The following is a 12544-nucleotide window of genomic DNA, read 5'->3' as shown; positions in this document are numbered from 1 at the left end:
TAAAAAGCATGTTGAAAAAGACTCTCGCCGCACTGGCACTCGGTTCTGCGCTGTTGTCCGCCGGTTCCGCGATGGCCGCTGACTACAAGATCGACAAAGAAGGCCAGCATGCCTTCATCGATTGGAAAATCAGCCACCTGGGCTACAGCTACATTCACGGTACCTTCAAGGATTGGGATGGTTCGTTCAGCTGGGATGCCGCCAAGCCTGAAGCCAGCAAGATCGCCGTCGATGTGAAAACCGCCAGCCTGTGGTCCAACCACGCTGAGCGTGACAAGCATATCGCCAGCAAAGACTTCCTGGACGTTGCCAAGTTCGCCGATGCCAAGTTTGTTTCCACCGCGGTTAAACCGACTGGTAAAGACACTGCTGACGTGACCGGCGACCTGACCTTCCACGGCGTGACCAAGCCAGTGACCTTCAAGGCCACGTTCAACGGCGAAGGCAAGGACCCATGGGGCGGTGAGCGTGCTGGCTTCAACGCCAAAACCACGGTCAACCTGAACGACTTCGGCATCAAAGGCCCAGGTCCTTCTTCGCAGACCGTTGACCTGGACATCTCGCTGGAAGGTGTAAAGCAGAAGTAATTTCTGCTCGCACATAAAACCGGGTCGAAAGACCCGGTTTTTTTATGCCTGCGAGTTCCATACAATCATTGAGCTGAAATGGGACCCCTGTGGGAGATTCTATGGTTGAGGGGAAAACTCTCTACCAGCAGTGCCGCCGCCTTCGCAGGCTCGCTAAAGCTCAGAGGACTAGCCGTGTCTGGGCGATCTCCAGCCGAGCGCTGACAGCCCAGCAACACCAATCAACTGTGGGAGCGGGCTTGCCCGCGAAAGCGGCGGGTCAGGCGGCACATCTTTAACTGACAGACTGCTCTCGCGAGCAAGCCCGCTCCCACACAAACCCTGGCCCAGGTTTGATCGGCGTCGAGCCCATAAAAAATGCCCCGTCTCAAAAGAGGCGGGGCATTTTTATATCGCGTTGAAACTCAGCGGTTGCGAGTCAGCAGCGCTGGCTTCTCACCACGAGGACGGCCTGGCAGTTGATCCAACTGCTCGGGTGTCGGGAAGCGATCCGCTTTCGACTCCTTGTGGATGATCTTCGGCGCCGGCCCGCCACGCGGGTTTTGCACGGCTGGTTCGGACGAACGTGGCTGGTCGTCACGGGACGGGCGGCGGTTGTTGCTGCGCGAGTCTTCGCGACGCGCCTGGCCGTCACGGGGTGCACCACTGCGTGGGCCGCTGCGCTTGGCCGGTGGCGTACCGGTGGTGCCGCCGCTGCTGTTGCGTGGGCCGTTCTGGCGGCCGCCTTGCGGTTGACCATTGCGCGGTGCACCTGCACCGGCGCCTGGTGCCGGGGCACCTGGACGACGGCCACGGCCTTGGGCCGGTTTGGCTTGGGGCACGTAGTCAACGCGGTTACCGAAGTTGTCCACGTCGTCGTCGAGGAACTCGTCCGGGGCGCGGTCGGCAGCGGCGCGTGGCGGCTGGCTCGGCTGGCGCTGTTCGCGGGCCGGGGTGCCTTCGCGGGGCTTCTGCTCGCGGGCCGGGCGTTCGCCACGGCCGTTGGTCGGCGCTTTTTCCTTGCCGCCCTTGTCCTTGCCCTTGTCGCGACGACCGCCGCCACCTCCGCCGCCGTTCGGGCCATCACCCTTCGGACCGCGTGGGTTGCGTGGGTTGCGCACGTCCGGACGCTCGCGCACTTCTGGCTTCTCGGCCTCTACGGCGCTGGCATCGAAGCCCATCAGGTCGCCGTCGGCGATTTTCTGCTTGGTCATGCGCTCGATGCTTTTCAGCAGTTTTTCTTCGTCCGGTGCAACCAGGGAGATGGCTTCACCCGAACGACCGGCACGGCCGGTACGGCCGATGCGGTGCACGTAGTCTTCGTCGACGTTCGGCAGCTCGAAGTTGACCACGTGTGGCAACTGGTCGATGTCCAGGCCACGGGCAGCAATATCGGTCGCCACCAGGATACGCACGCTGCCGGCCTTGAAGTCGGCCAGGGCCTTGGTACGTGCGTTCTGGCTCTTGTTGCCGTGGATGGCGACGGCGGTGAGGCCGTGCTTGTCCAGGTATTCGGCCAGGCGGTTGGCGCCGTGCTTGGTGCGGGTGAATACCAGCACCTGTTCCCACGCGCCGGCAGTGATCAGGTGCGCCAGCAGCGCACGCTTGTGGCTGGCGGCCAGGCGGAACACGCGTTGCTCGATACGCTCGACCGTGGTGTTCGGCGGCGTGACTTCGATGCGTTCCGGGTTGTGCAGCAGTTTGCCGGCCAGGGCGGTGATGTCGTTGGAGAACGTGGCCGAGAACAGCAGGTTCTGGCGTTTGGCCGGCAGGCGCGCGAGGACTTTTTTCACGTCATGGACAAAGCCCATGTCGAGCATGCGGTCGGCTTCGTCCAGTACGAGGATTTCCACGTGGGACAAGTCGACGCTGCCTTGGCCGCACAGGTCGAGCAAACGACCCGGGCAGGCGACCAGCACGTCCACACCACGGGACATGGCCTGAACCTGTGGGTTCATGCCGACGCCGCCGAAGATGCAGGCGCTGACGAACTTCAGGTCGCGGGCATACAGCTTGAAGCTGTCGTGCACTTGGGCGGCGAGTTCGCGGGTTGGGGTCAGGACCAGTACGCGGGGTTGGCGCGGGCCGTGACGCTGGGATTTGTCCGGGTGACCGTTGGGGAACAACCGCTCCAGGATCGGGAGGGCGAAGCCGCCGGTTTTACCAGTACCTGTCTGAGCCGCAACCATCAGGTCGCGACCTTGCAACACGGCGGGAATGGCCCGCTGTTGCACCGGAGTAGGCTCGGTATAGCCCGCTGCCTCGATGGCGCGGACTAAAGCCTCGGAGAGACCGAGGGAAGCAAAGGACATGAGTAATCCTGTTCTAGTTAGGGCTTGGCCCAAAGGGATAATCTTGCCGGGCGTGAATGGCGCTTAGGGGAGCGCAATCCCGTCCGGTCCTGCTGCGTCTGGCGGGCACTCCACCGGCTCGCGCGGGGCTGAAAGCTGCGCTGTAGCGGGGTTGGGTGCCTTTTTCAAGACCTCAGCGGCCGGGCGTAAGCCTGGCGGAAAGGCCGGAGTATAACAGAGCAATCACGGCGCGCTGCTTTCCTGCTGCTCAACGGCGTGTTCCAAGGCCGTACTGGCTTGAAATCCACCGTATTGGGCGCTCAGGGCGATGTACGCGGGCTCCTGCTTGAAACGCTTGAGTTCGGCGGCAAAGCGCTGCACCAGCAGGTCCATGCCCGCGCCCCGGCGTACGGCCAGAAATTGCTGTTGGCGGCTGACCACCACTGGCGCCTGGCTGACTTTGCCCTCCAGGCCCAGGGCCTTGATCACATGCTGGCCGACGCGGCGGTCGGTGATCACCAGATCGATGCGGCCCAGCAGCAATTTGCCGAAGTTGGCTTCGTGGCTGGGCGCCGGTTCGCGGTTGAACAAGCTGGAAGCGCTGAAGGCATCGCCGTAGAGGTAGCCCGGCGAGGTGCCGACGGTCAGGCCGCGCAGGTCGTCAAGGGTGTCGGCAGGGTGGGGGCGGTCGTTGGCGTAGTACAGCACGAACTGGACTTCCGACAGCGGCTCGCTGGGGTAAAGCAGTAGGGTGTCGCGCTCGTAGCTGTGGAAAATATCCAGCGCGCCGTCGGCATGGCCTTGTTCGAGCATCGCCAGGCAGCGCTTCCAGGGCAGGAACTGCCACTCCACGTCGACCCCAAGGCGCTGGAACACGATCACCGTGGTTTCGTAGTCCAGCCCGCGCATGGTGCCCTGGTCGTCGTAGACGTAGGGCGCCCAGGGCTCGGTGACAATGCGCAATTTCTCGCCGTAAGCCGCCAGGCTCAAGCAAGTCAAAAGGGCAGCGGTCGCAAGCTTCAGAATCACGGGCATGCCCTGAGGTTACGTCGCTCGGGCCCTAAAGAAAAGCTCTGGCACAAGCATCTGCGGGCTGCGCTATTTTGTCTCCGAGGTCATCAGGTGGGCATGGATCGCCGCACGGCGCTCGCCCAGAATCAGGCGCACCAGGGGATTGGCGAACCAGCGCTCCAGTTGATGAGCATCCACGGGGGATTTCTGCCGCTCTGCCTGATTTTGCCGGGCCTTGTCCCACCAAACCGGGCCGCACGCCTGGTCGAACTCGTTTTCGTGCTCGTAGCAGCCGTAGAGGATTTCGCGGATAAACTGCTGCTTGCGCTTGGGCAGGGCCAGGGTGATCAGCTTGTACATCAGGCGTTGCAGGCGTGGTGGGCGCGGCAGGTGGGCGGAGACCTGGCGAGTGTCGGCCAGGGCGTGCGCGCAGGTCGGTGCGGCACCGTGCTTGGCGATCCACGCCCTGACCTTGGCCCGGAACAGCTGCTTGCGGCTCCAGTAGTGGTGGATCAGGTCCGGGCACTGGCGCACGTTGACGCTGCGGTAGGCGACCACCGACAGGCAGAACTCTTCCAGGGTGTAGGCGCCCTGGGCCAGGGGGAACAGTTCGTCCATCAGTTCGATGGAGCGGTCCAGCAGGTGCGCATCCTCGCGAGCCATGCCCATCACGCCGGAGTTGAGCAGTGGCATGTCGTCATCGGCCAGGCCTTTGTCGGCCAGGAGCTGGGCGAGGGCCTCGTACAGCACGCTTTCGCGGTTATCGCCGTACTTGGCGTGGAACGCGTTGCACAGCACGGTGCCGGGGGCGACGCGCTCGAACAGGGCCATGGGCGAATCGTGGAAAAACGTGTCGGTGTCGATCAGCAGGGCGCGCTCCGCGGTCTCCAGGACCTGGCGCAACAGCACGTGCTTGGTGCGGAAGTGGTAGCCGTGGGGCTCGCTCCAGCGTTTGCGGGTGGCGTCGTCCAGGGTGTGGACGTGCACCGGCAGGTCGCGATAGGGCTCGGGGTTGTCGCTGAATACCTGGATGTCCAGGGGCATGTCCTGGGGGCCGCCCAGGTGGGACAGGGCACTGGCGATGCTGAATACCGCTTCCTGATGATAGGTCTCGGCGCCGAATACCAGATAAACCAGCTGCGGGCGGGGAGTCGGGGATGCTGTATTCATGTACTGCAGGCTTCCATTCCGGGAGGTATGAACAAAAAAAGCCCCCGTATCAACGAGGGCCCGGGTGCGACCGAACGGGCCTTAGCGTGGCAGCTTGAGGTTGTTCCAGATCGCCAGGCTAGGGTCAGCCTGGTTGAGGGTATAGAAGTGCAGGCCGGGTGCACCACCTTGTAACAAACGTTCACACATTTCGCTGATGACCTGCTCGCCGAACGCCTGGATGCTCTTGACGTCGTCGCCGTAGGCTTCCAGTTGTTTGCGCACCCAGCGTGGGATCTCGGCACCGCACGCGTCGGAGAAGCGTGCGAGCTTGCTGTAGTTGGTGATCGGCATGATGCCCGGCACGATCGGGATGTTCACACCCATGGCCCGTACACGCTCGACGAAGTAGAAGTAGCTGTCAGCGTTGAAGAAGTACTGGGTGATCGCACTGTTGGCGCCGGCGTTGGCCTTGCGCACGAAGTTCTGCAGGTCATCTTCGAAATTGCGTGCCTGGGGGTGCATCTCCGGGTAAGCCGCCACTTCGATATGGAAGTGATCGCCGCTTTCTTCACGGATGAAACTCACCAGGTCGTTGGCGTAGCGCAGCTCACCGCTGGCGATACCCATGCCGGATGGCAGGTCGCCACGCAGGGCAACGATACGTTTGATGCCGGCTTGCTTGTATTGGGTCAGCAGGCCGCGCAGGTCGGCCTTGCTGTCGCCCACGCAGGACAAGTGCGGAGCGGCAGGAACTTTGACTTCGCTTTCCAGCTGCAACACGGTGTTGATCGTGCGATCACGGGTCGAACCGCCGGCGCCGTAGGTGCAGGAGAAGAAGTCGGGGTTGTAGCTGGCCAACTGCTTGGCAGTCGCCATCAGTTTTTCATGCCCAGCATCGGTCTTGGTCGGGAAGAACTCGAAGCTGTAGCGACGGTCTTGGGACATGGTAATAACCCTATGAAACTCAGATACCGGAAGTCATGCACCGATTTAATGTGGGAGCGGGCTTGCTCGCGAAAGCGGTGTGTCAGTCACCGGATGCATCGACTGACATAGCGCATTCGCGGGCAAGCCCGCTCCCACACAAGCCCGCGCCCACGAGGGCGGCGGGCCGCAGGCAAATCAGTAGCGGTAAGCGTGCGGCTTGAACGGACCTTCAACGGTCACGCCGATGTAGTCGGCCTGGGTCTTGGTCAGTTGAGTCACGACGCCGCCGAAGCCGCGGACCATTTCCAGGGCCACTTCTTCGTCGAGTTTCTTCGGCAGTACTTCCACGGTCAGGCGCTCGGCTTTCTGGGCTGGCGACAGGTCGGCGTATTTCTGCTCGAACAGGAAGATCTGCGCCAGTACCTGGTTGGCGAACGAGCCGTCCATGATGCGGCTTGGGTGGCCAGTGGCGTTGCCCAGGTTAACCAGGCGGCCTTCGGCCAGCAGGATCAGGTAGTCGTCGTTCTGCGGGTCGAAATCGCCAGCGCCGGTGCGGTGAACCTTGTGCACCTGCGGCTTCACTTCTTCCCATGCCCAGTTCTTGCGCATGAAAGCGGTGTCGATTTCGTTGTCGAAGTGACCGATGTTGCAGACCACGGCGCGCTTCTTCAGGGCCTTGAGCATGTTCGAGTCGCAAACATTGACGTTGCCGGTGGTGGTCACGATCAGGTCGATCTTGCCCAGCAGGGCCTTGTCGATGCTCGCTTCGGTGCCGTCATTGATGCCATCGATGAACGGCGAAACCACTTCGAAGCCGTCCATGCAGGCTTGCATGGCGCAGATCGGGTCAACTTCGGAAACCTTGACGATCATGCCTTCCTGACGCAGGGACTGGGACGAACCCTTGCCCACGTCACCGTAGCCGATCACCAGGGCTTGCTTGCCCGACAGCAGGTGGTCGGTGCCGCGCTTGATGGCGTCGTTCAGGCTGTGACGGCAGCCGTATTTGTTGTCGTTCTTGCTCTTGGTCACCGAGTCGTTGACGTTGATGGCCGGGATTTTCAGCTCGCCCTTGGCCAGCATGTCCAGCAGGCGGTGTACGCCGGTGGTGGTTTCTTCGGTCACGCCGTGGACGCGGTCCAGGATGGCCGGGTATTTCTTGTGCAGCAGCTCGGTCAGGTCGCCGCCGTCGTCGAGGATCATGTTGGCATCCCAAGGCGCGCCATCTTTCAGGATGGTTTGCTCCAGGCACCACTCGTACTCTTCTTCGGTCTCGCCTTTCCAGGCGAATACCGGGATACCGGCAGCAGCGATGGCGGCGGCGGCCTGGTCTTGAGTCGAGAAGATGTTGCAGGACGACCAACGCACTTCGGCACCCAGGGCAACCAGGGTTTCGATCAGCACGGCAGTCTGGATGGTCATGTGGATGCAGCCGAGAATCTTCGCGCCCTTGAGCGGTTGCTCGCTGGCGTATTTGCGGCGCAGACCCATCAGGGCTGGCATTTCGGATTCGGCGATAAAGGTTTCGCGACGGCCCCAGGCAGCGAGGGACATGTCGGCGACTTTGTAGTCGGTGAAATCTGCAGGCGTGTTGACAGCGCTCATAGAGAGCCTCCATTCGTAGTGTGCGAATGGGCGCCGTTGTGCGTTTAGTATCAAGCCCGATGAACCAGGCCGGACAACGCCCCATCCGAGCCTGACAGGTTGAACCTGCTGCAGCGCCCCTCGGACAGGTGGCGGGAAAACGGCATTAGCCGTTGTAAATCGGCGGCGATTATAGCTTTCTTTGGCTGGCTAGTGGCAAGTGACAAGCTACAAGCGGCAAGTTAAGAGCGAATCGGCTTTTACTTGCAGCTTGTCGCTTGAAACTTGAAGCTGGGGGCGCAACCTTATTGATTACCCCCCCTCGAACCCGGAGCCCCCATGAACTTCCACACCCGCAAATGGGTAAAACCTGAAGACCTCAACCCCAACGGCACCCTGTTCGGCGGCAGCCTGCTGCGCTGGATCGACGAAGAAGCGGCGATATACGCGATTGTCCAACTGGGCAACCAGCGCGTCGTTACCAAGTACATCTCCGAAATCAACTTCGTCAGTGCCTCGCGCCAGGGCGACATCATCGAACTGGGCATCACCGCCACCGAGTTCGGCCGTACCTCCATCACCCTGACCTGTGAAGTGCGTAACAAGATCACCCGCAAAAGCATCCTCACCGTGGAAAAAATGGTCTTCGTCAACCTCGGCGAAGATGGCTTGCCGGCGCCACACGGGCGTACCGAGATCAAGTACGTGAAGGATCAGTTTCAGGACGAAAGCATCAGCAAGTAGGGGGCTGCTCGGGATAAATATTTCCAGATGCCACGAGAGGGATCTTTCATCGGCGCTCGCGTTACTCAGGATTACATCCTGCAGAGAGCGCCACCATGAAAGTCTCACCTACTCCCCTGCTTGTATCCTACCCCGCACCTCAATCCGAGACTGCCGCTGACAAAACCGTATTGGTGGCGAACAGTGGCAAGCGTGCCTTGACCCTCAACCGGTATCGAAATGGCCAGGTAGAAGTGCTGCTGTCGCGGCCGCCCGCGACGCAGTTGGTGGCCAGCGGCGGTGGGGCCAAGGGCGTTGCCTATTCCGGAGTGGTGCAGGCTCTGGAGGAGAGGAACGCTCTGCGTGACATTCAGACGGTTTCCGGCTCGTCGGCCGGGGCGATTTACGGCGCGCTACTGGCCAGTGGCATGGGGGCCGAGCGGTTTGACCTGCTGTCGGACAACTTGGAGCTTCCGACGCTGCTCAATAGCGACAAGACCTGGGTCCGGGCGTTGCAGAATGCCTACACCGACGTGGGACGGATGGTGGGTCGCTTACCGGCGCCTGTAGGCGATGTCCTGCAAGCGCTCTACACGCTGCTGCCACGCCTGCAATCCAACGCGCAGCCCCTGGAACGCTTGATCCGTGACGAGTCGCGCCAGGCGGTGCTGGAACGCATCGCCGAGTTGCCCAGGGATGCGCGTTCGACCAGCATCATGGCCATCGCCGACCGGCTCAGTGCCGGCGGGGCCACTACGTTTGCCGACCTGGAGGCCTTGAGCCGGCAGATTCCTGCAATCAAGCCGCTCAATATCACCGGCACGGCGATGTTTGCCGGCAGACCGCAACTTGTCGTGTTCAACGCCAGCCTTACGCCGGATATGGACATTGCCCGCGCCGCCCACATTTCCGCAGCCCTGCCGATCCTGTTCAAGTCACCGCAAGAGCGGGGGCATGGCTTCCAGGAGCAAGGTGAAAAAACGGCTTTCCAGGACGGCGGCGTATTGCTCAACACGCCGGTGGCGGACCTGTATCAGCGCCAGCCCCACGGCAACACAGTGACCGATGTCGAGCGGTTGATCCTGCGATTGGACGACGTCACGGTGCCCAAGCCGGGTGCGGGCCTGATGGATGCGGTCGCGGACGCCGTCACGGGAACCGCACACACCGCCAACGGCGAACTGATGCACGCTCGGTTGAAGCCCTTTGCCGATCAGACGGTGAGCCTGCCTTTCAATACCGAATTGGGCGATTTCCGCAGCGCGCTCAAGGGCACACTCAACTTCAGCATGTCGCAGGATGTAAAAAATCATCTGCAAAAGCGCGCCTTTGATGCGGTGAGCGAGCACTTGGACAAGCGCGAAAACGTACGTGAGCAGTACATGTTTGACTCCGTCCACAGCGCCATTCTGGCCCTGGACGACGAAACGCTGGCCAGTGCCGCACCGGATCTCGCCAAGGACGAAGCCTGCAAGCCGGTGCTGCGTTTTCGGCATGAGGCGCGCCAGGTGTTAGCGGCTCTGGACAGTGCCATCAGCGCGTCCAATCAGGGTGATCGGCTGGAACTGAGCGCAGCGCTGGCCAGTGCCTTGCGCAACCTGGACGGCCTGGCTGATCGGCCGGAGTCGCTGGACTGGCTGGCGACGCAACTCAATGCCCCGGGCAACGCCAACTTCCAGCAATTGCTGCAATCGACACACGGGCATATGTCCAAGGTACTGCGAAGTGGCATGGCTGAGATGAAGCGGCGCGATGTGGCCGCGGCGGCCGATAACCTGGTGCGCGAAGTGATTTATCCATCCTTGTTCCGCTACGGTCAGTCGGATGCCAACGCGACGCTGTTGCGCGACGCCGTGCGTGATCTGGAGCGTGCGACGACGCCAGCCGAAGTGAACCAGGTGCTGGATAACATCATTAACAACTATCAGGCGCGTAACAAACCCTGGGGCAAACCCTTTAGCTCAACCACCGTGGAAATGGCCAAGACCTGGCGCCTTCCGGTTTAAATGAACAGCCACGCTCGCGGCATGTCGTATCTTCAGGCACCCCTTGGACGCACACGATCATGGCCACTCGAGACGACGGCAAGACCCCCAACCTGTCGCGGGAAGAACAACAGGATGTAGACGAGAACCAGCCGCCACGCGCGGCGGTTCTGCATGAAATCATCCGCACCCAGGGCGACCAGGAGCTGGAGCGCAATGTCGCGGCCTTGTGGTGGTCGGCGTTGGCCGCCGGCCTGACCATGGGCTTGTCGTTGATGGGCATGGGCCTGCTCAACTCGCGCCTGCCGGACGGCGAGGCGTTCAAGGTCATCGCCAGCTTCGGCTACTGCGCGGGGTTTCTGGCGGTGATCCTCGCGCGTCAGCAACTGTTCACCGAAAACACCCTCACCGCCGTGTTGCCAGTAATGAGCAAGCCGACCCTGGCCAATGCCGGACGCCTGTTGCGGCTGTGGACGGTGGTGCTGGTGGGCAACCTGTGCGGCACCTTGCTGGTGGCGTACGTGATGTTGCACCTGCCGATCTTCGACACCAAGACCGACCTGGCCTTCCTGGAAATCGGGCGCAAGGTCATGGAAAACGCCCCAGGCCAGATGTTCGCCAAGGGCATTGTCTCCGGCTGGATGATCGCCACCATGGTGTGGATGATCCCGTCGATGGAGAGCGCCAAGCTGTGGATCATTATCCTGATTACTTATCTGATGGCCCTTGGCGACTTCACCCACATTGTTGTCGGCTCGGCGGAAGTGTCCTACCTGGTGTTTGCCGGCGAGCTGGCGTGGAAGGACTTCTGGCTGGTATTCGCCGGGCCGACCCTGGCCGGCAATATCATTGGCGGCAGCTTTATCTTTGCGTTGATCAGCCATGCGCAGATCCGCAGTGAAAGCAGCCTGCCGGCCAAAAAGACTGCGGACCCGAGGCATCCGCAGTCGGTTCCCAAGGATCAGTGATGCTCTGGCGCGGCCTGGGGTTCGTCACGGGTCACGCGCTTGACCAGCTTGCCGATGCTCAATCCCTGCAACAGGATCGACGACAGCACCACGATGTAGGTGATGCTCAGTAACAGGTCACGCTCCGGGCCCAACGGCAGCGCCAGTGCCAGCGCCACCGAAACCCCGCCGCGCAAACCGCCCCAGGTGAGGATGCGGATGGTGCCGCGGGGCACCGTGCGCCAACGCCTCAGCAACAGGATCGCGGGTGCCACGGTGAGCAGGCGCGAAAGCAGGATCGCCACGGCCAGCAGGCTGGCGGCGAACACGTGCAGCCAGTTGAACGGCAACAGCAGCAGCTCCATGCCGATCAGCGCGAACAGCAGGGCGTTGAGCATGTCGTCGAGCAACTCCCAGAAACCATCGAGGTAGCGACGGGTCATGTCGTTCATCGCCAGCTTGCGGCCCAGGTTGCCGATGATCAGGCCCGCCACCACCATCGCAATCGGTGCCGAGACGTGCAGTTCGGTGGCCATCGCCGAGCCGCCGATCACCAGGGCGAGGGTCAGCATCACTTCGATCTGGTGTTGCTCGATGCTCTTGATCATCAGGTACACGAGGTAGCCGATCAGGCCGCCGAACACCACGCCGCCAATCGCTTCATGGGCGAACAGCATCGCTGTGGCGCCGACGGTGGGGGTTTCGCCCAGCTGTGCGATGCCGAGCAAGACGGTAAACACCACCACTGCCGTGCCGTCGTTGAACAGCGACTCGCCGACGATGGTGGTCTTCAAGGGTTTCGAGGCATTGGCGGTACGCAATACGCCCAATACCGCAATCGGGTCGGTGGGCGAGATCAGCGCGCCGAACAGCAGGCAGTACAGGAAACTGACGTGCCAGCCGAACAGGGCAAAAATGTAGTACGCCAGGCTGCCGATCACCACAGTGGCGATCAACACGCCAAAGGTCGCGAGCAGGCCGATGGGCCAGCGGTAGCTGCGCAGGTCATTGAGGTTGACGTGCAGGGCGCCGGCAAACAGCAGGAACGAAAGCATCCAGTTCATCAGCAGGTCGCCGAAGTCGATCTGGCCGATCAATTGCTGGATGCGTTCCTCCAGGCCCGGGTAGCCGAGGACACTCAGGCCTTGCAGGATCAGGGAAAACACCAGGGCCGTGACCATCACACCGATGGTGGGCGGCAGGCCGATAAAGCGGAAGTTCACGTAGGTGAGCAGGGTGGTGAGGCAAATAAACGCGGCGACAAGTTCAAGCATCCGGGGTCCTTGGAAGTTGGGTGACGGATCATTGGTGGGGGGATGGACCGCAGCAGCGGCGGGAGGTTGCAGGGCAAGCGGCAA

Annotated in this window: 10 protein-coding genes and 1 riboswitch; of the genes, 4 read left to right on the top strand and 6 right to left on the bottom strand. The window is 61.9% G+C overall.

Translation table 11 applies throughout. The features are described 5' to 3' along the window. Nucleotides 1–8 precede the first annotated feature (8 nt). Entirely contained in the window at nucleotides 9–587 is a 579-nt protein-coding gene (locus IB241_RS19995) for a YceI family protein (protein WP_192299936.1), read from the top strand. 404 nt (nucleotides 588–991) lie between these two features. Here the strand turns inward: IB241_RS19995 and IB241_RS19990 are convergent, their stop codons facing one another. From IB241_RS19990 to ahcY, 5 genes are all read right to left on the bottom strand, one after another. Continuing rightward, nucleotides 992–2878 carry a DEAD/DEAH box helicase gene (locus tag IB241_RS19990; protein WP_192299935.1) on the bottom strand — a complete coding sequence of 629 codons (1887 nt, stop codon included), beginning with the start codon at nucleotides 2876–2878 and terminating at the stop codon, nucleotides 992–994. 222 nt (nucleotides 2879–3100) lie between these two features. Beyond that, nucleotides 3101–3892 (bottom strand): substrate-binding periplasmic protein, encoded by a 792-nt coding sequence (locus IB241_RS19985; protein ID WP_192299934.1) that lies wholly within the window; start codon nucleotides 3890–3892, stop codon nucleotides 3101–3103. Between the two features lie 63 nt (nucleotides 3893–3955). Then, entirely contained in the window at nucleotides 3956–5038 is a 1083-nt protein-coding gene (locus IB241_RS19980) for a hypothetical protein (protein WP_192299933.1), read from the bottom strand. An 81-nt stretch (nucleotides 5039–5119) separates the two neighbouring features. Beyond that, nucleotides 5120–5965, bottom strand: a complete 846-nt coding sequence (gene metF / locus IB241_RS19975; RefSeq protein WP_192299932.1) for a methylenetetrahydrofolate reductase [NAD(P)H] — start codon at nucleotides 5963–5965, stop codon at nucleotides 5120–5122. A gap of 177 nt (nucleotides 5966–6142) precedes the next feature. After that, nucleotides 6143–7552, bottom strand: a complete 1410-nt coding sequence (ahcY, locus tag IB241_RS19970) for an adenosylhomocysteinase (protein WP_192299931.1) — start codon at nucleotides 7550–7552, stop codon at nucleotides 6143–6145. Between the two features lie 21 nt (nucleotides 7553–7573). Beyond that, nucleotides 7574–7680, bottom strand: a riboswitch (S-adenosyl-L-homocysteine riboswitch). Between the two features lie 190 nt (nucleotides 7681–7870). Here ahcY and IB241_RS19965 point away from each other — a divergent pair. The 3 genes from IB241_RS19965 (at nucleotide 7871) to IB241_RS19955 (ending at nucleotide 11207) form a co-directional block, all read left to right on the top strand. Further along, nucleotides 7871–8275 (top strand): acyl-CoA thioesterase, encoded by a 405-nt coding sequence (locus IB241_RS19965; RefSeq protein ID WP_192299930.1) that lies wholly within the window; start codon nucleotides 7871–7873, stop codon nucleotides 8273–8275. 95 nt (nucleotides 8276–8370) lie between these two features. Further along, nucleotides 8371–10260 carry a patatin-like phospholipase family protein gene (locus tag IB241_RS19960; protein ID WP_192299929.1) on the top strand — a complete coding sequence of 630 codons (1890 nt, stop codon included), beginning with the start codon at nucleotides 8371–8373 and terminating at the stop codon, nucleotides 10258–10260. Nucleotides 10261–10319: 59 nt separating this feature from the next. Next, nucleotides 10320–11207: a formate/nitrite transporter family protein gene (locus tag IB241_RS19955; RefSeq protein ID WP_192299928.1), complete on the top strand. Its 888-nt coding sequence runs from the start codon at nucleotides 10320–10322 to the stop codon at nucleotides 11205–11207. Here IB241_RS19955 and IB241_RS19950 read toward each other — a convergent pair. Further along, nucleotides 11201–12460, bottom strand: coding sequence for a cation:proton antiporter (locus tag IB241_RS19950; protein ID WP_192299927.1), 1260 nt, complete (start codon nucleotides 12458–12460; stop codon nucleotides 11201–11203). The genes IB241_RS19955 and IB241_RS19950 overlap by 7 nt on opposite strands. Nucleotides 12461–12544 lie beyond the last annotated feature (84 nt).

It is taken from the genome of Pseudomonas sp. PDM05, from assembly GCF_014851685.1.
GTDB lineage: Bacteria > Pseudomonadota > Gammaproteobacteria > Pseudomonadales > Pseudomonadaceae > Aquipseudomonas.
Note: the sequence above shows the minus strand (reverse complement) of the source record. Positions and strands in the feature narration are given on the sequence as shown.

Excerpts from the sequence above, each read along its gene's own strand:
- IB241_RS19995 (WP_192299936.1), top strand. The coding sequence starts at position 9 with ATGTTGAAAAAGACTCTCGCCGCACTGGCACTCGGTTCTGCGCTGTTG.
- IB241_RS19990 (WP_192299935.1), bottom strand. The coding sequence starts at position 2,878 with ATGTCCTTTGCTTCCCTCGGTCTCTCCGAGGCTTTAGTCCGCGCCATC.
- IB241_RS19985 (WP_192299934.1), bottom strand. The coding sequence starts at position 3,892 with ATGCCCGTGATTCTGAAGCTTGCGACCGCTGCCCTTTTGACTTGCTTG.
- IB241_RS19980 (WP_192299933.1), bottom strand. The coding sequence starts at position 5,038 with ATGAATACAGCATCCCCGACTCCCCGCCCGCAGCTGGTTTATCTGGTA.
- metF (WP_192299932.1), bottom strand. The coding sequence starts at position 5,965 with ATGTCCCAAGACCGTCGCTACAGCTTCGAGTTCTTCCCGACCAAGACC.
- ahcY (WP_192299931.1), bottom strand. The coding sequence starts at position 7,552 with ATGAGCGCTGTCAACACGCCTGCAGATTTCACCGACTACAAAGTCGCC.
- IB241_RS19965 (WP_192299930.1), top strand. The coding sequence starts at position 7,871 with ATGAACTTCCACACCCGCAAATGGGTAAAACCTGAAGACCTCAACCCC.
- IB241_RS19960 (WP_192299929.1), top strand. The coding sequence starts at position 8,371 with ATGAAAGTCTCACCTACTCCCCTGCTTGTATCCTACCCCGCACCTCAA.
- IB241_RS19955 (WP_192299928.1), top strand. The coding sequence starts at position 10,320 with ATGGCCACTCGAGACGACGGCAAGACCCCCAACCTGTCGCGGGAAGAA.
- IB241_RS19950 (WP_192299927.1), bottom strand. The coding sequence starts at position 12,460 with ATGCTTGAACTTGTCGCCGCGTTTATTTGCCTCACCACCCTGCTCACC.